The sequence below is a fragment of the Pseudomonas sp. AM14(2022) genome (assembly GCF_036346455.1).
Lineage (GTDB): Bacteria > Pseudomonadota > Gammaproteobacteria > Pseudomonadales > Pseudomonadaceae > Aquipseudomonas > Aquipseudomonas putida_A.
Window position 1 is genome coordinate 88218 of sequence record NZ_JAOTNY010000014.1, and the last position, 15994, is coordinate 104211.

At 59.7% G+C, this 15994-nt stretch carries 12 protein-coding genes and 1 pseudogene; 4 read left to right on the forward strand and 9 right to left on the reverse strand.

Going from position 1 to position 15994, the window contains the following annotated elements; all coding sequences use genetic code 11:
- Position 1 precedes the first annotated feature (1 nt).
- A complete protein-coding gene (locus V3W27_RS23505; RefSeq protein ID WP_330207664.1) occupies positions 2-937 on the forward strand; it encodes a sce7725 family protein in 936 nt (311 codons plus the stop codon).
- 2 nt (positions 938-939) lie between these two features.
- The gene (locus V3W27_RS23510) at positions 940-1968 is read left to right on the forward strand and encodes an RES domain-containing protein (protein ID WP_330207665.1); all 1029 of its coding nucleotides are present in this window, start codon (positions 940-942) and stop codon (positions 1966-1968) included.
- Positions 1969-2252: 284 nt separating this feature from the next.
- Here the strand turns inward: V3W27_RS23510 and V3W27_RS23515 are convergent, their stop codons facing one another.
- The 4 genes from V3W27_RS23515 to ptsP form a co-directional block, all read right to left on the reverse strand.
- Complete coding sequence (locus V3W27_RS23515; protein ID WP_330207666.1) at positions 2253-3794, reverse strand: alkaline phosphatase D family protein; 1542 nt, start codon at positions 3792-3794, stop codon at positions 2253-2255.
- 173 nt (positions 3795-3967) lie between these two features.
- Complete coding sequence (locus V3W27_RS23520; protein ID WP_247267929.1) at positions 3968-5701, reverse strand: PTS fructose-like transporter subunit IIB; 1734 nt, start codon at positions 5699-5701, stop codon at positions 3968-3970.
- 11 nt (positions 5702-5712) lie between these two features.
- The gene (gene pfkB, locus V3W27_RS23525; RefSeq protein ID WP_330207667.1) at positions 5713-6654 is read right to left on the reverse strand and encodes a 1-phosphofructokinase; all 942 of its coding nucleotides are present in this window, start codon (positions 6652-6654) and stop codon (positions 5713-5715) included.
- Complete coding sequence (gene ptsP / locus V3W27_RS23530) at positions 6654-9515, reverse strand: phosphoenolpyruvate--protein phosphotransferase (protein ID WP_330207668.1); 2862 nt, start codon at positions 9513-9515, stop codon at positions 6654-6656. The genes pfkB and ptsP overlap by 1 nt, the downstream gene beginning before the upstream one ends.
- Before the next feature lie 306 nt (positions 9516-9821).
- Between ptsP and cra the strand changes: the two genes are divergently transcribed.
- The gene (gene cra, locus V3W27_RS23535; RefSeq protein WP_330207669.1) at positions 9822-10817 is read left to right on the forward strand and encodes a catabolite repressor/activator; all 996 of its coding nucleotides are present in this window, start codon (positions 9822-9824) and stop codon (positions 10815-10817) included.
- A gap of 3 nt (positions 10818-10820) precedes the next feature.
- Positions 10821-11597 (forward strand): TatD family hydrolase, encoded by a 777-nt coding sequence (locus tag V3W27_RS23540; RefSeq protein WP_330207670.1) that lies wholly within the window; start codon positions 10821-10823, stop codon positions 11595-11597.
- On the opposite strand, the gene V3W27_RS23545 is transcribed toward V3W27_RS23540, so the two are convergent.
- The 5 genes and pseudogenes from V3W27_RS23545 to ampD form a co-directional block, all read right to left on the reverse strand.
- Complete coding sequence (locus V3W27_RS23545; RefSeq protein ID WP_097090476.1) at positions 11598-11987, reverse strand: hypothetical protein; 390 nt, start codon at positions 11985-11987, stop codon at positions 11598-11600.
- A gap of 243 nt (positions 11988-12230) precedes the next feature.
- Positions 12231-13160: a methyl-accepting chemotaxis protein gene (locus V3W27_RS28275; RefSeq protein WP_442962675.1), complete on the reverse strand. Its 930-nt coding sequence runs from the start codon at positions 13158-13160 to the stop codon at positions 12231-12233.
- Positions 13137-14228, reverse strand: a pseudogene (locus tag V3W27_RS28280) (methyl-accepting chemotaxis protein); the annotation flags it as partial. The gene V3W27_RS28275 and the pseudogene V3W27_RS28280, both read right to left, overlap by 24 nt.
- Before the next feature lie 321 nt (positions 14229-14549).
- Positions 14550-15389: a regulatory signaling modulator protein AmpE gene (gene ampE / locus V3W27_RS23555; RefSeq protein WP_330207672.1), complete on the reverse strand. Its 840-nt coding sequence runs from the start codon at positions 15387-15389 to the stop codon at positions 14550-14552.
- Positions 15386-15946 carry a 1,6-anhydro-N-acetylmuramyl-L-alanine amidase AmpD gene (ampD, locus tag V3W27_RS23560; protein WP_330207673.1) on the reverse strand — a complete coding sequence of 187 codons (561 nt, stop codon included), beginning with the start codon at positions 15944-15946 and terminating at the stop codon, positions 15386-15388. The genes ampE and ampD overlap by 4 nt, the downstream gene beginning before the upstream one ends.
- Between the last annotated feature and the right edge of the window lie 48 nt (positions 15947-15994).

Below are 15994 nucleotides of genomic sequence, written 5' to 3' on the forward strand. Positions count from 1 at the left end.
TATGTACTACCCGTATTTTCGTGGAAAACAGTATGACCTTATTGTGATACGCGAATGTGCCAATTTGATGGCAGAGGCAGGTTTTTTACCAATCATCGAACCTGTAAAAGAGTCATTGAACGGCCTTGCAAGGTCCATTGATTCAGTGCTCGAATCAAACGGTGAAGTAGCACTGATTGTCAATCCGGAATATGGAGATCTATCAAACAGCCCGGTCACTATCTTAGAATTCCTGAATACAAAATATGAGCACGACGCCAGTGTCTTCGCAGGCATCTTACTAACCGAAAATTCAGATCCAGAAGAAATAGAAACTCTCATCGAACGGCTCAATGAGCGCAGAATTTTATTTATTCATGCCGGATTTAACGATGGTCGCCGTATAGCGGAGCTGAGCAGAAATATAGACTGCGCACATGCATTTATTGAAAGACATAATGGAAAGCTTTATCAACGCCACTTCAATGATTCCGAAAAAATATTAATAAGAGATGGATTTGAGAAACGTGCCAATCGTTTACATCCGCCTATAGAGTTCTTCTCTGACTTACATATTACTTACGAGGATGAAGGTGGCAATGGATTCGGTGACTTTCTCATCGTAGGTGATGAATATTCCGATAGTGGCGGCCCGGCTTATGCTGTGGCCATTCACTTGACTTTCATTGATGACGATCAAGATAACGGCATGTATATTCATCATTTCAAATCAGATCGATTTGAAACCCCCACGGATCCAGCAGGTAAATTTTCTGAAGCTTTACAGAAGCTTACAGATGAAGCGTCTCGACGCGGGACAAAAATTTTCAGATCTCGAGCTATTGATGAGTTTATAGACTTACACCGACGCGGTCACTTCCCTGGATTGGGATATGTTAAAAAGCTTTCAATGCAGCATCACCTTGAGGTTATGGCCAATTATTTTCGAGGACAGTGATTATGGATACTTATTGCTGCCCCAGATGCATCGGAGATTTGCATCTACAAAACAATGTATTTCTTCTACATTCCGATAAAAAAGGAACATGCAATTATTGCTTCTCCCAAGATCAACCACTTCTACCACCAAAAGAATTGCGAGAGCATTTTGAACTGCTTACTGGAATCTACGTAAAGGACACCAACGGCAGAGGGATAGTAGAATTATTAAAAAATGACTGGGGCATGTTCAGCCATGAACAAATGGACAACGCTCACACCAAAGAGCTTCTAAGCGACATATTAGATGATGGAGAATTTGTTAGGTATAAGTATCGTCCCTCAGAGGCTGCGGTATCAGACGATGCTCTACAGCGCTGGGCGGACCTTCGACAAGAGCTAATGCATCAAAATCGATATTTCCCAGAAACCGAAATCAATCTCGAACGCCTCAAAAGACTTTTTGGCTTCTTGATACTTCCAAACTCTGACCTTCAATCACCATGGTTTCGAGCAAGAATACAAAGTGATTCGAACCCGTTCCCCCCAAAAGAGATGATGTCCCCACCTAAGCATCTGGCATCACATGGAAGGGCCAACCCCGCGGGCATCCCTTACTTATACTTAGCTTCTACATCAATCACAGCAGTATCCGAAATCAGACCCCATACAGGTGAGGAAGCCTGTATCGCCGAGATTGAAATCCCCCAAAATCTAAAAATTGTAGATCTCAGACATCCGAGAAGCACAATTTCACCCTTTCTACTTCCTGATGAAGTAGAAGTGTCTATGCTGCGTAGTGACCTTGAATTTCTTGAGCAACTAGGAAAAGAACTGACGCGCCCAGTTCTGCCGAGAGCTGCTGCGTTTGACTATATCCCCAGCCAATTTCTATGCGAATTTGTCAAAGTATGTGGTTATGACGGTGTAATGTATAGAAGCTCCGTAGGCGACGGGGTGAACCTAGCCCTTTTCTCCCCAGACGTCGCAACTATTAAACATATTAGTACACGTCAAGTTTCAAAAGTCTCCGTAGCGCTTCGAGAGTAAACCATAACCCCGCAAAAAATATGCATTATTTTTGCGGGTTTACACTCTCTATCTTTCCGCCCGCAAAAAACTCATCAGCACATTTTAAAAAACCATCCATACAACCAAAAACTCTCAACTATGAGCCCCTACAAACACCAACCTCTTTTTATTCTTAGCGACAAGAAAAACTGAACAAATAAAAACTAAAACTGCAACTTAAGTCAACATCTCTGCATAGACAAAAACTTCAAGTCCGAGCTATTAATTAAGAACAATAATAGCTCGACTGCAGGGCCTGACGATCAGACGGGTTGCAACTTCTGCTCGAAGACCGCTACCCCATTCAAATCCCGCAACACCACACTCATCTCCCCGCTCTGCCCTTCGATGTTCACCTCGCCAAAGAACTGAAAGCCGGCAAACGGCGAAGCGTTCTGCGTGGGTGGGGCCTTCTGGAACACCACTTCCGGGCCGAAGGTCTTGTCCAGCGGATTAGGACCGAAACTCCCGGCATTCAGCGGCCCGGCGACAAATTCCCAGAACGGTTCAAAATCCTGAAACGCCGCGCGCTCCGGGTGGTAGTGATGCGCCGCGCAGTAATGCACGTCGGCAGTCAGGAACACGAAATTGCGCACCTGCTGCGCGCGCAGAAAACCGAGCAACTCGGCGACTTCCAGCTCTCGTCCCTGAGCCGGGCCGGGATCACCGTTGGCCACCGCCTCCCAGCGCGCCACACCCGGGCTGACTTCACCGTCGGGCACACCGAGGCCGATCGGCATGTCGGCGGCGATCACCTTCCACTGCGCCTTGGAGTGCTTCAAGCCACGCTTGAGCCAGTCCAGTTGCTCGCGCCCCAAAAACGGTTTCGCCGCGCCGAGGTTGTCGTCGTTGGCCCCGCGATAACTGCGCATGTCGAGCACAAACACATCGAGCATCGGCCCGTAGCTGAGCTTGCGATAAATTCGCCCGCCGCCGTCGGCCGCCTGCAAACGCATCGGCGAATATTCCAGCCAGGCCTTGCGCGCGCGGCCGACCAGGGTGTGGATATCTTTTTCCTGATAACGCTCGTCGAGCTGCTTGCCTGGCGACCAGTTGTTGACCACTTCGTGGTCGTCCCACTGCCAGATCTGCGGGACTTCGGCGTTGAAACGGCGGATGTTTTCGTCCATCAGGTTGTAGCGATAATTGCCGCGATAATCGTCAAGGGTCTGCGCGACTTTGCTCTTGGCCTCGGTGGTGAGGTTGCGCCAGATACGTCCACCTTCGGTGGTCAGTTGTGCCGGCACCGGGCCGTCGGCGTAGATGGTGTCGCCGCTGTGGATAAAGAAGTCCGGCAGGCGCAGGCGCATGGATTCGTAGATGCGCATGCCGCCGATGTCCGGATTGATGCCGAAGCCCTGGCCGACGGTGTCGCCACTCCAGACGAAACGGATATTGCGCCGCGCCTTCGGAGCGCTGCGCAAATGGCCGAGCCACGGCTCGCTGGCGACGCCGGATTGTGCGTCCTTGAAATACACCCGGTAGAAAATCGCCTGATCAGCGGGCAGCCCGGTGAGTTCGACGCGGGCGGTGAAGTCGGTGCGCGCATCGGCCAGTGCCGAAACTACTCGGCGCGGGTGGCGAAACTGGCTACGGGTGTCCCACTCGACCACCATCCGAGCCGGGCGATCGCTGCGGCTCCAGATCATCGCGCGGTCGCCTTGCAAGTCGCCGGACTGCACGCCGTCGGTGAGTTGCGGCCGATCCTTTACCGACGCGATCACCGCCGGCGCCAGCCCCGGCATCAGCAGCCCGGCACCGACCACCTGCATGACCCGCCGACGCCCCGGATTGAAATCGCTCATGCGTGTTCTCCCTGAAAAAAGGAAAACTTAAGCACGGGATGATGAATCCGGCATGACAGCACATCCCCCCTGTGGGAGCGGGCTTGCTCGCGAAAGCGGTGTATCAGTTAAAAAGATATCGACTGACACGACGCCTTCGCGAGCAAGCCCGCTCCCACAGGGGTGTTGCAGTGTCAGGCTTTGGCGGGTTCCAGCGCCAACTCAACGGCTTCAGGGCGCTTGACCGTCGCATAGACAACGGCAGTCAACAAACTCCCCGCGACAATCGCCAGCAGATACAGCAACGCATGATTGATCGCATTCGGGATCGCCAGCACAAACAAGCCACCGTGCGGTGCCATCAGTTTGCAGCCGAAGTACATCGACAAGGCACCGGTCAATGCACCACCGGCGATGCTCGCCGGAATCACCCGCAGCGGGTCTTTCGCGGCAAACGGAATCGCCCCTTCGGAGATGAAACACAGCCCCAGCACCAGCGCCGCTTTACCGGCCTCGCGCTCGGTCTGGGCGAACTTGCGGCGGGCTATGAACGTGGCAATGCCCAGCCCGATTGGCGGGACCATGCCGGCGGCCATGGTCGCGGCCATCGGTGCATAACTCTGCGAAGCCAGCAGCCCCACCGAGAAGGCATACGCGGCTTTGTTGATCGGCCCGCCGAGGTCGACGCACATCATGCCGCCGAGCAACACGCCGAGCAGAATCGCGTTGGTGGTGCCCATGCTGTCGAGAAAATGCGTCAGCGCCGCGAGCATCCCGGCAACCGGTTTACCGACCACGTAGATCATCACCAGCCCGGTGAACAGGCTGGCGAACAACGGAATGATCAGAATCGGTTTCAGCGCTTCGAGGCTCTGCGGCAATGCCACGTAACGACTGATCAACTTGGCCGCATAACCGGCGATGAAACCGGCGACGATCCCGCCGATAAACCCTGCCCCCAGCGTGCTGGCGAGCAAGCCACCAATCATCCCCGGCGCCAGGCCCGGGCGGTCGGCGATCGAGTAGGCGATGTACCCGGCGAGCAGCGGCACCATCAGCTTGAACGCGGTCTCGCCGCCGATCTGCATCAGCGCCGCCGCCAGCGTGCCCTCTTCCTTGAACGCGGTGATGCCGAAGACGAACGACAAGGCGATCATCAGCCCCCCGGCCACCACCATCGGCAGCATGAACGAAACACCGGTCAGCAGGTGTTTGTAAACGCCGGTTTTCTCTTGCTTGGCCGGCGCCTTGCCGTCGCTCGCAGCGCTCTCCACCTGAGCTTCGGCGAGGGCTTTTTTCAGCGTCGCTTCGGATTGCTTGAGGGCAATGCCGGTGCCGCAACGGTAGATTTTCTTGCCGGCGAAACGCTCGGTGGCGACTTCGATGTCGGCCGCCAGCAACACCACGTCAGCCTCGGCAATCGCCGTTGCGCTGAGCGGGGTTTTCGCGCCGACCGAGCCTTGGGTTTCGACGTGCAGTTCATAGCCCAGACGCTTGGCCGTCTGCTGCAACGCCTCGGCCGCCATGAAGGTGTGGGCAACACCCGTCGGGCACGCAGTGATGGCGACGATGCGCGGGGCACGTTGCGCAGCGGCAACCGGGACGGCTTCGCTGGCGAGGTAAACTTCGGCCTCTTGCGCACCACGGCGCAGCACCGCTTCGACATCCTGCAGCGCTTGCGCCGGGGCAATGCGGAACACGCGCTTGCCGACGAAACGGCGCATGTCGACGTCACCGGTGGCGACCAGCAACACCCACTCCGCCGCTTCAATGGTGGCAGCCGACAATTCGCGCTCCGGGTGCGCCGCATCGACCACTTCAACGCTGGTGCTCCAGCCCTGACGCTGGGCAGCCGCGTCCAGCAGACGGGCGCACAGCACACTGGTGACCATGCCGTTCGGGCAGGCCGTGACAATGGCTAATTTCATGACAAACCCTCTTATTGTTCTGTCAGGGGACGCACGCGTACGCCCTGTTCGAGCTGCGCCAGTTGCGCCGCATCGTTGATGCCGAAACCGATCTGCGTCACCGCCATCGCGGCAATCGCCGTGGCCGTGCGCAGGGTCTGCTCGGGCGTGTCGGCACTGAGCAGACCGTGGAGCATGCCGGCCAGCAACGAGTCACCGGCACCCACTGTGCTGGCGACCGTAACCTTGGGCGGCGTGGCATGCAGCGCCGAGCCGACGCTGAACCAGTTCACACCGTCGGCGCCATGGGAGATCACCACGTGCTCGATACCCTTGGCGTGCAGGCACGCCGCAGCCTGAGCTTCGGCGGCGTGCGAAACCACATCGCAATCGAGCGCATCGGCGAGTTCTTCGGTGTTCGGCTTGATCAGCCACGGACGCCCTTCAATGGCCGCGCGCAAGGCGTCACCACTGCTGTCGAGGGCGACTTTCAGGCCGAGACCGTTCAGGCGTTCGATCAACTCACGCAACCACTGCGCGCTGACGCCACGCGGCAGACTGCCGGCGACCACCACCGCGTCATGCCCCGGGGCGATCTGCAGCAGACGCTCAAGCAACGCCTGCTGCGCCGTCGCGTCGACCACCGGCCCCGGGCCGTTGATGTCGGTGATGCGCCCGTCGTGCTCGGCGACCTTGATGTTGCTGCGCGTCTCCCCCGGCACGCGAATGAACGCATCGACAAAGCCGCGCTTGGCGAACAAAGTCTCGAAGGCTTGCAGATTGTCTTCGCCGAGAAAGCCGCTGACCGTCAGTTGATGCCCGAGGTCTGCGAGTACCTGGGCGACGTTCACGCCTTTGCCTGCGGCGTGGGTGTGCATCTCGTCGCTGCGGTTGACCTGACCGGCCTCCAGGCGTGGCAGCTCGACCGTGAGGTCCAGCGCCGGGTTGAGGGTCAGGGTGAGAATCTTGGCCATTACAGGGCCTCCACTAATGCACGCACTTCGTTCGCGCTGCCCACGGTGAGGGCTTGTTGAGCAAGGGTTTGCGCCTGGGTCAGGCTGAGTTCGCGGATGCGCGCCTTGACCTCGGCGATGCTGCGACCGGACACGCTCAGCTCATCGACACCGAGGCCGACCAGCACCGGCACCGCCAGCGGATCCGCCGCCAGCTCGCCGCACACGCCGACCCATTTGCCATGGGTATGTGCGGCGCGCACGGTGATGTCGATCAGTTGCAGCACCGCCGGGTGCAGGCCGTCAGCCTGGGCCGAAAGCGTCGGATGACCACGGTCGATGGCCAGGGTGTATTGCGTCAGGTCGTTGGTACCGACGCTGAAGAAGTCGACTTCCTTGGCCAATACCGGCGCCAGCAATGCAGCGGACGGTACTTCGATCATGATCCCCAGTTGCAAGTCCGCGACCGGGATTTCCAGGCGCAGACGCTCGGTCATGTCGCGGGCCTGACGCCACTCTTCAACACTGCCGACCATCGGGAACATGATCCGCAGCGGACGGTTGTCCGCCGAACGCAGCAAGGCGCGTAGCTGCGCTTCCATGACTTGCGGACGCTGCAAGGTCAGGCGAATGCCGCGCACGCCGAGGAACGGGTTTTCCTCCTTGGCGATCGGCCAATATGGCAGCGGTTTGTCGCCGCCGACATCAAGGGTGCGCACCACCAGCGGCCGCCCGGCGAGGCCATCGAGAACGCGGCGGTATTCGGCTTCTTGAGTGGCTTCGTCTGGCGCTTGCGGGTGAGCCATGAAAATCAGTTCGGTGCGCAGCAGGCCGATGCCCTCGGCACCCTGCTCCACTGCGGCGGTGACACCGGCGCTTTCACCGATGTTGGCGAACACTTCCACGGCGTGACCGTCAGTGGTGTGCGCCGGTTGATGGCGTTGTTCGGCGGCAGCCTTGAGACGCTGCTCGCGGGTGTCGCGTTCTTCGGCGGCGCGTTGCAGGGTCGCGGCATCGGCGTCGACGTGCAGGCGACCGCGCTGACCGTCGAGCAGCAACGGCGTGCCCGGTTCCAGCAGCAACACCGCAGCGCCAGCTCCGACCAGCGCAGGAATTCCGAGAGCACGGGCGACGATTGCACTGTGCGCGGTGGCGCCGCCGCGAGCGGTGAGAATCCCGGCCACACGGGCCGGATCGAGCCGCGCCACATCGGACGGGCCGACTTCATCCATCACCAGAATGTACGGTTGCTCCGGCTCGTTCGGCGTTTGTACGCCGCAAAGTTGCGCCAGCACCCGGCGACCGATGTCACGGAGGTCCGCCGCCCGCTCGGCGAGCAACGCGTCCTGCAGCGATTCCTGTTGTTTGGCCGCTGCTTCAATCACCGCCATCCACGCCGCTTCGGCGCTCTCGCCTTGCTTGAGACGGGTGTCGACTTCGTCGGTCAGTTCCGGGTCGTCGAGCATTTCCTGGTGGGTGATAAAGATCTCGCGGATGGCCTTGGCCTTGCTGCGTTCGATCAGGCCCTGAATGTCACTGCGCACATCGCTCAGCGCTTGCTTGAGGCGCTCGCGTTCAATGGCGGCGGACTCGCCGCGCAACGGGTAATCGATCGCCTGCTGCACCTGAATGTGCGCAGGCCCAATGGCGATACCCGGTGCCGCCGGGATCGCCTGCAACTGCGCGCCGGATGCCGGGGCGATCAGCACCTCGGCGATATCGGCAATGACTTCGCGTTGCTGACTCACGGCCGGCAGCGGTTCGACTTCTTCGCCAAGGCCTTCTTCGATAGCGGCCAGCAATGCGGGCAAGGCGTCGGCGGCGATGCTCGGTTCAGCGATCAACTCCAGCACCTGACCACGCCGCGCGCCGAGGCTCAGCAGTTTGCTCAGGCTTTTTACCGACACGGCGCTGTCCGCGCTGTCGACGATGCGCACACGGATTTCACCGTCGAAACTCTTCGCCAGTTGCGCAAGGATCTTCGCCGGACGTGCGTGCAGACCGTGGGCGTTGGCCAGGGCAATGCGAGCGCTCGGCCAATCGGCCGGCAGTTCGCCACCGAGCACTTCGAGGACTTTACGACTGCTGGTGGCGCGGCCCAATTCATGGCCGCGCCCTTCGATGAGCAACGCACACAGACGCTCAAGCAGCGCCTGATGCGCCTCGCCGAGACTGGCCAGACAGAACAGACCGCTGAGCGGCTGGCCGAGGTAACGCATCGGTTTGTCCGGGGTGACGAACGCCAGGCCCGGGCGCTTCACGGTTTGCTCGCTGTGCAGCCACCACAGGCCATCGCCCAGCGGCAGGGCTTCGACTTGTTGCAACACACCGGCAAAACCGTTGCTCACACAATCGGCCTGACGCAACAGACGCGCGCCACGCCAGACCAGTTCTTCGAAATCATCAGCCGACACGCCGAGGCCGATCATCTGCGCATCCAGCGCCAGTTCCTGTGGCGCGCCTTGCAGCAGTTTCAGCAGCGCCTCGGGAGAACTGGCGCGACGCAGGGCCTGACCCAGATCGGTCTCGCCGAGGGCGCGGGTCAGCAGTTGCAGCAGGCGCAGGTGCTCGTCGGATTTGGCGGCGATGCCGATCGCCAGATAAACGATCTGACCATCGCCCCAATCCACGCCCTCGGGAAACTGCATCAGGCGCACGCCGGTGGCGAATACCTGATCGCGGGTCTCGGGCGTACCGTGGGGGATGGCGATACCCTGGCCGAGAAAGGTCGAGCCCTGGGCTTCCCGGGCCTGCAAGCCGGCGAGGTAGCCATCGGCGACCAGGCCATCGGCCACCAGATGATTGGCGAGTAGTTGCAGGGCGGCGGGTTTATCCACAGCCGATTGGCCCATGGATATCTGCTCTATAGTGAGCTCGAGCATGCGATCTCCTTTTTGGCACATGGATGCGCCAGGATATTGTTTTGAATGGTCTCAGCTTAGGCGCTGGTCAGCCTGCTTTTCAGCGGCAGTTTTGGCGGTTTCACGGCAGAACCGGCCAAAGGCGTCTAAAACGTAGAAAATACGCTTGCTGAAACGTTTAATCTAGATTGATCGGCACGTTACTCGATAATGTCTCATCCTTGAAGTCCAACTTGTCGGATGCGCTGCGACAATAGTCGTCTGCCCGAATCGGGTAGGATTGGCGAAAATGTGGCGGCAAGCTCGAAAAAACAAGGAAATCCCGGGTTGAAACTCAGTGATATCGCGCGGTTGGCCGGAGTGTCCGTGACCACCGCCAGCTACGTCATCAACGGCAAGGCCGAACAGCAACGCATCAGCAACGCCACGGTCGAGCGGGTGCGTGCGGTCGTCGAACAGCACGGCTTCACCCCCAACCCGCAAGCGGCCGGGTTGCGCAGTCGGCACACCCGCACGTTGGGCTTTATTCTGCCGGATCTGGAAAACCCCAGTTACGCGCGGATCGCCAAACTGCTGGAGCAAGGCGCGCGGGCGCGTGGCTATCAGTTGCTGATTGCCAGCTCCGACGATGCGCCGGACAGCGAGCGCCAGTTGCTGCAACTGTTCAAGGCGCGCCGTTGCGATGCGCTGATCGTCGCCAGTTGCCTGCCGGCCGGTGACGACAGCTATCGCCAACTGCAGGCCAAGGGCTTGCCGATCATCGCCATCGACCGGGTCATGGAACCCGAGCACTTCTGCTCGGTGATCAGTGATGACCGCGAAGCCAGCCTGCACCTGACCCAGAGCCTGCTCGACCCGCAGCCGAAACAGATCGTGCTGCTCGGCGCGCGTCCGGAGCTGAGCATCAGTCAGGAACGTGCGGCGGGCTTCAAGCAGGCGCTGGTCGAGTTCAAAGGCGAAGTGCTGATCGAGCACGCCGAGTCCTTCAGCCGCGAATGCGGCAAGCAATTGATGGAAGAACTCCTGCAACGCCTGGGGCATTTGCCGGATGCGCTGGTGACTACTTCCTACGTGCTGTTGCAGGGCGTGTTCGATGCGCTGCATGACTTCCCGCTCAAATCCCGCCCGCTGCGTCTGGGCACCTTCGGTGACACGCAGTTGCTCGACTTCCTGCCGCTGCCGGTCAACGCCATGGCCCAGCAGCACCAGTTGATCGCCGACAAGGCGCTGGAACTGGCGCTGGCCGCCGTCGAGCAAGCGCAATACAAGCCTGGCGTGCAGGCCATCGCGCGGACCTTCAAGCAGCGCATTCACCGGGACTGAACCGTGGAGCTGATCGACAGCCACACCCACCTCGACTTCCCCGACTTCGACGCCGATCGCTCGGCGTTGCTCGCCGAAAGCCGCGCCCTCGGGGTGCGGCGGATGGTGGTGCTGGGGGTTTATCAGGGCAATTGGCAACGGGTGTGGGAGCTGGTGCAGAGCGATGCCGACCTGTACGCGGCATTCGGTCTGCATCCGGTGTACCTCGATCAGCATCAACCCGAAGCTTTAAGCGCACTCGGCGACTGGCTGACCCGGCTGCACGGCCATCGACAGTTGTGCGCGGTGGGCGAGATCGGCCTGGATTACTTCATCGAAACCCTCGACCGCGAACACCAGCAGGCGCTGTTCGAGGCGCAGCTGCAACTGGCAGCGGACTTCGAACTGCCGGCGCTGATCCACGTGCGCCGCAGCCACGCCGCGGTGATCGCCACGCTCAAGCGCTTCAAGCTCAAGCGCGCGGGCATCATCCACGCGTTCGCCGGCAGCCGCGAAGAAGCACGCGAATACATCAAGCTCGGTTTCAAACTGGGTCTGGGTGGTGCGCCGACCTGGCCACAGGCGTTGCGCATGCATCGGGTGCTGGCGGAGTTGCCGCTGGATTCGATCGTGCTCGAAACCGATTCCCCGGACATGGCGCCGGCGATGTATCCAGGTGTGCGCAACACTCCCGCGCACCTGCCGGCGATTTGCGAGGCGTTGGCCCAACTTATGAATGTCAGCCCGCAGCAACTGGCCGTAGCCAGCACTGCCAACAGCTGCGAAGTATTCGGTTGGTAATCAGTCGCCGTGGGCCTTGGCCGCTTCGAGAATCAAGGTCATGTGCTGACGTTGACGGACAAAGCGTGCCAGTGCGAAGTAGATAAAAATCACGATCAACGACGCATTCAACTGTTCAGTCACGCTGAGCAGCCCGATCCATTCCATGACCAACGCCACCAGCAGCGCGGTGCACACCGTGACCGACGCGCTGAAGCGCAGCAATCCCAGCGAGTCGAGGGACTTGAAGCGTTTGATCTGTTTAGGGCAGCGCAGCTCCAGAGCTTCCTGGCAGTGCGCGCAAGTGAACGGTTCGTTGATTGCGATGGCGTTGAGTTGCCAGGGTTTGAGTACCTGTAGGGTCTGGCAATGAGCACAACGGCCCTGGATTCCCAGGGTTGCAACGGACATGAGCGGCCTCCTCGACGCAATCAGCAGAACTCGGATACTGGCTCATTAATGACGAAAAGCCAGCCGTCGAAAGAAAACAGGAATTGGCTTACAAGCGTAAGCATCAATGCATTACAAAATGTTCTGACATTACCGCCCTTGTAGGAGTGAGCCTGCTCGCGATAACGGTGTATCAGCCAACCATTGAGTTGACTGGCACACCGTTATCGCGAGCAGGCTCACTCCTACAGCATTCGCGCTCGATCAGACGCGGAACGCGCTGATCAGCTGTTTCAGTTCCACCACCTGCGCTGACAACGCTCGGCTGGCGTCCTCCGTCTGGTGCGCCCCCTGGGCCGTGCGCTCGCCGGCGCGATTGATCTCGACGATGTTCTGGTCGATGTCATGGGCCACCGCAGTCTGTTGCTCCACGGCGGCAGCGATCTGCTGGTTCTGGTCGACGATCATGCCGACTGCGCCGAGGATGTTTTCCAGCGCCTGCTGGACCTTTTCCGACTGCCCGACCGTGCCGTTGGCCATCTGATGGCTGACGCCCATGGCTTTCACCGCCGCACCCACGCCGCCATGCAGTTTGGCGATCATCTGTTCGATTTCTTCGGTCGATTGCTGGGTGCGCTTGGCCAACGTACGCACTTCGTCCGCCACCACCGCAAATCCCCGGCCCTGCTCTCCGGCGCGGGCGGCTTCGATGGCGGCGTTGAGCGCCAGCAAGTTGGTCTGCTCGGCAATGCTCTTGATCACTTCCAGCACGCGGCTGATCGACTGGCTGTCGCTGGCCAACTGGTTGATCACCAGCACCGATTGATCGATCTCACTGGCCAGCGCAGCAATGCTGCCCTGCTGCGACTCCACCAGTGTACGACCGCTGACGGTTTCATCGTTGACGCTGTGCGCGCTGCTCACCGCTGCCGCTGCGCTGCGTGCAACTTCCAGCGAGGTCGCCGACATCTGGTTCATCGCGGTCGCCACTTGCTCGATCTGCGTGCGCTGCCCGGCCACCGCCTGATTGCTTTGCGCCGAGACAGTTTCCACCTGCCCGGCCTGGCGCTCGACCTCAGCCACGGTCTGCCCGACTCGTTCGATCAGGTCGTGGATTTTCCTCACGGTGCCGTTAAACACCTCACCCAGTTCGCCGAGTTCATCGCGACTGTTGGCCTTGAAATTGACCGTCATGTCACCGGCCGCGACCTTGTCCATCATCGCGCCCAGGCGCTTGAGCGTGGTGCGAGTCGAGGCGTAGAACCCGCCGTAGAGATAGAAAATCAGCACGAACACCACCGCCAGCGCCACCGCCTGCAACACCATGTGCGTGCGGTTTTGCGCCAGGCGCTGCTGCAGTTGGGTATCGAGGAATTTCAGGGTCGCGTCATTGAGCTGGTAGGTCTGAGCCATCAGCCCGGAGACCTGATCGTAGAACGCCTGCCACGGGGTATCGAGGGTCTCGGCCACCACGACTTTCGCCTCAAACAGTTCGCTGGCCTGCTTGAGCGAAGCCTTGCTGCTGTCGGCCGGCGCGCTGAGGCTGACGCGCGCAGCCTGGCTGGAGTCGAGGGCGTCTGCCAGTTTCAGCGCGTATTCGGCCTGGAGCTTTTCGATCTGCGCCAGCAACTCGTCGAAACGGCTGCTCGACGAACTGTTGAGAAAGCCCTGCCCCAACGAATACGAACCGATGGCCCGACCTTCGCCGAGAGTCTGGGTCACGGCCGGAGTGATAGTGGTGAGCAGCTCGCTGAGCTGGCGGATGTCGCTCTGGTTGTCGCGGCTCAGACCGGCCTGACTGGTGACGATCTGGCTGAAGATCTGCGCATTGCCGAGCAGTTTGCCGATCATCGCGCTTTTGCTTTGCAGAGAGTTTTCCGCCTGTTGGGCCTTGAACGCGCTGATCATTTCATCGCGTTTGCCGTCGAACAGTTTGATCTGTTCGGGATCGTCGGTCATCGCCTGCAGACCTTGCAGGCGCGCCAGCACGGATTTCTCCAGGCTGCTGATCTGCGCTTCGAGGTTGTCGGCTTTGCCGGACTGGCCGAGGGTGACGTTGATCTGCACCAGATTGTTCAGCGTTTCCAGATCCCGGCGCAGGCTCAGGCTGCTGCCCAACAGATCGAGGCTCTGCAATTCGACCCGGGTGCCCTGGAATTCACGATAGGAATCGCGCACCAGATAAAAATTGGTCACCAGCATCGGCACCAGGAACAGCACGCTGATCAAGCTGAACTTCATGCCGAAGCTCAGACGGTTCATCAGCGAGACGGCGGGATAGAGCAAGCTCTTCACTGGAAGTCTCCCTTGGCTTTTCTTGTTTTTATTGGCAGGCGCGGGGCGACAGCAGATAGCCACTATCGGGCGCTGTCTCTGTATAGCTCAAATCGAGGGGAGGTTTTGTAACTTAAGGTTAACGACTTCAGGGCGAGACAAAGACCACTGTGGCGAGGGAGCTTGCTCCCGCTGGGTGGCGAAGCCACCCTCGCTGTTCATCACTCACAACGTGTTTGTATGATTTGCGACTGCTGCGCAGCCGAGCGGGAGCAAGCTCCCTCGCCACAAAGTGTTTACTTGGATTTCTTAGTGAATCAGCACCGTCCACAAGGCAAACCCGGCATACCACAACACCGCCGCGCGCAGCAGCAGTTCCCACAGGCAATCGAGGGTGTTGATGCCCTCAGGGCCGACCACCGGCGGCGGGATCTCACCCGCTGCCAGCCCGACCTTGTTGATCAGGTGTGCGGCGCTGATGTTCCAGTTCAGCAGCTCATGCAACATCACCCGGCTGACCGCGACGAAATTGCCGACCAGAGCCAGACTGGCGGCGAGCAAGCGCACTGGCAACCAGTCAAAGGCGTGACGTAACTGTCCGGCACGTTCGGCGAGCGCCGGGTTCTGGCTGTGTTCTTCCGCCAATGCGAGCAAGCGATAAGCCAGCGCCGCGACCGGACCGAGCACGAAGTACCAGAAAATCACCGCGAAGAAGCTCTGATAGGCCTGCCACAACAGGTGACCCTGAACCCGGTCCAGCAACTGCTCGCCGCTGTCGGCGCAGATGTTCAGATCACGCTTGGCCACATGCGCGGCCGCTTGCAGGTCTTCACGACGCCAGGCGTCACGAAACGGCCCGAGGCCGCCGAGCAGATCACCGCGGCCCAGGGCGTAAATCACCACCAGCAAATGCACCGGCAAGGCCAGCAAACCGTACGCCACGGGCTCCAGCACCAACAGCAACAGGCCGAGCAGTGCCACCGGCAGCAACACCAGAATCGTCAGCACCAGCCATGGTCGATTCGACAACCGTTGGCTGCTTTCGAGTTTGTGCAGTTCGCGGATCCATCCGCCATCGCGTTGAACCCGATGGCGCAGGGCCGAGAACTTCTCGATCCACACCGCCAGCAGTAACACCAGAAAACTCATTGTCCTTCCTCTTGTGCCAGGGCTGCGCGGTAACGCGCCCAGTCGAATGCCGGGCCAGGATCGGTCTTGCGCCCGGGTGCAATGTCGCTGTGCCCGCAGATGCGGGCGCCGGTGATGGCCGGAAATGCTGTTTGCAGCTGACGCGTCAGCGTGATCAACGCCTGATACTGCGCATCGGTAAAGGGCAGATCATCAGTGCCTTCGAGCTCGATGCCCACGGAAAAATCGTTACAGGTTTCCCGGCCTTCGAACATCGACACGCCCGCATGCCACGCCCGCTCAAGACAGGAGACAAACTGGGTGACCTTGCCGTCACGTTCGATCAGAAAATGCGCCGAGACGCGCAGGTCGGCGATCCCTGCAAAATAGGGATGCTCGGTGACATCCAGACGATTCTGGAAAAATTCCTGCACCTTGCCCGTGGCGAACTGCGCCGGCGGCAGGCTGATGTTGTGGATCACCAACAGGGAAATTTCGCCCGCCGGGCGTTCATTGAAGTTGGGCGATGGGCAGACCTGCACCCCGTGACACCACCCGCTAGCGGGATCCAACTGCATACCGATTCCTTCAACGCCGACTGTGTTGACGCCCAGTATGCCGTGATC

Coding starts and splice junctions, on each gene's coding strand:
- V3W27_RS23505 (WP_330207664.1), top strand. CDS start 2: ATGTACTACCCGTATTTTCGTGGAAAACAGTATGACCTTATTGTGATA.
- V3W27_RS23510 (WP_330207665.1), top strand. CDS start 940: ATGGATACTTATTGCTGCCCCAGATGCATCGGAGATTTGCATCTACAA.
- V3W27_RS23515 (WP_330207666.1), bottom strand. CDS start 3,794: ATGAGCGATTTCAATCCGGGGCGTCGGCGGGTCATGCAGGTGGTCGGT.
- V3W27_RS23520 (WP_247267929.1), bottom strand. CDS start 5,701: ATGAAATTAGCCATTGTCACGGCCTGCCCGAACGGCATGGTCACCAGT.
- pfkB (WP_330207667.1), bottom strand. CDS start 6,654: ATGGCCAAGATTCTCACCCTGACCCTCAACCCGGCGCTGGACCTCACG.
- ptsP (WP_330207668.1), bottom strand. CDS start 9,515: ATGCTCGAGCTCACTATAGAGCAGATATCCATGGGCCAATCGGCTGTG.
- V3W27_RS23545 (WP_097090476.1), bottom strand. CDS start 11,987: ATGTCCGTTGCAACCCTGGGAATCCAGGGCCGTTGTGCTCATTGCCAG.
- V3W27_RS28275 (WP_442962675.1), bottom strand. CDS start 13,160: ATGACGGTCAATTTCAAGGCCAACAGTCGCGATGAACTCGGCGAACTG.
- ampE (WP_330207672.1), bottom strand. CDS start 15,389: ATGAGTTTTCTGGTGTTACTGCTGGCGGTGTGGATCGAGAAGTTCTCG.
- ampD (WP_330207673.1), bottom strand. CDS start 15,946: ATGCAGTTGGATCCCGCTAGCGGGTGGTGTCACGGGGTGCAGGTCTGC.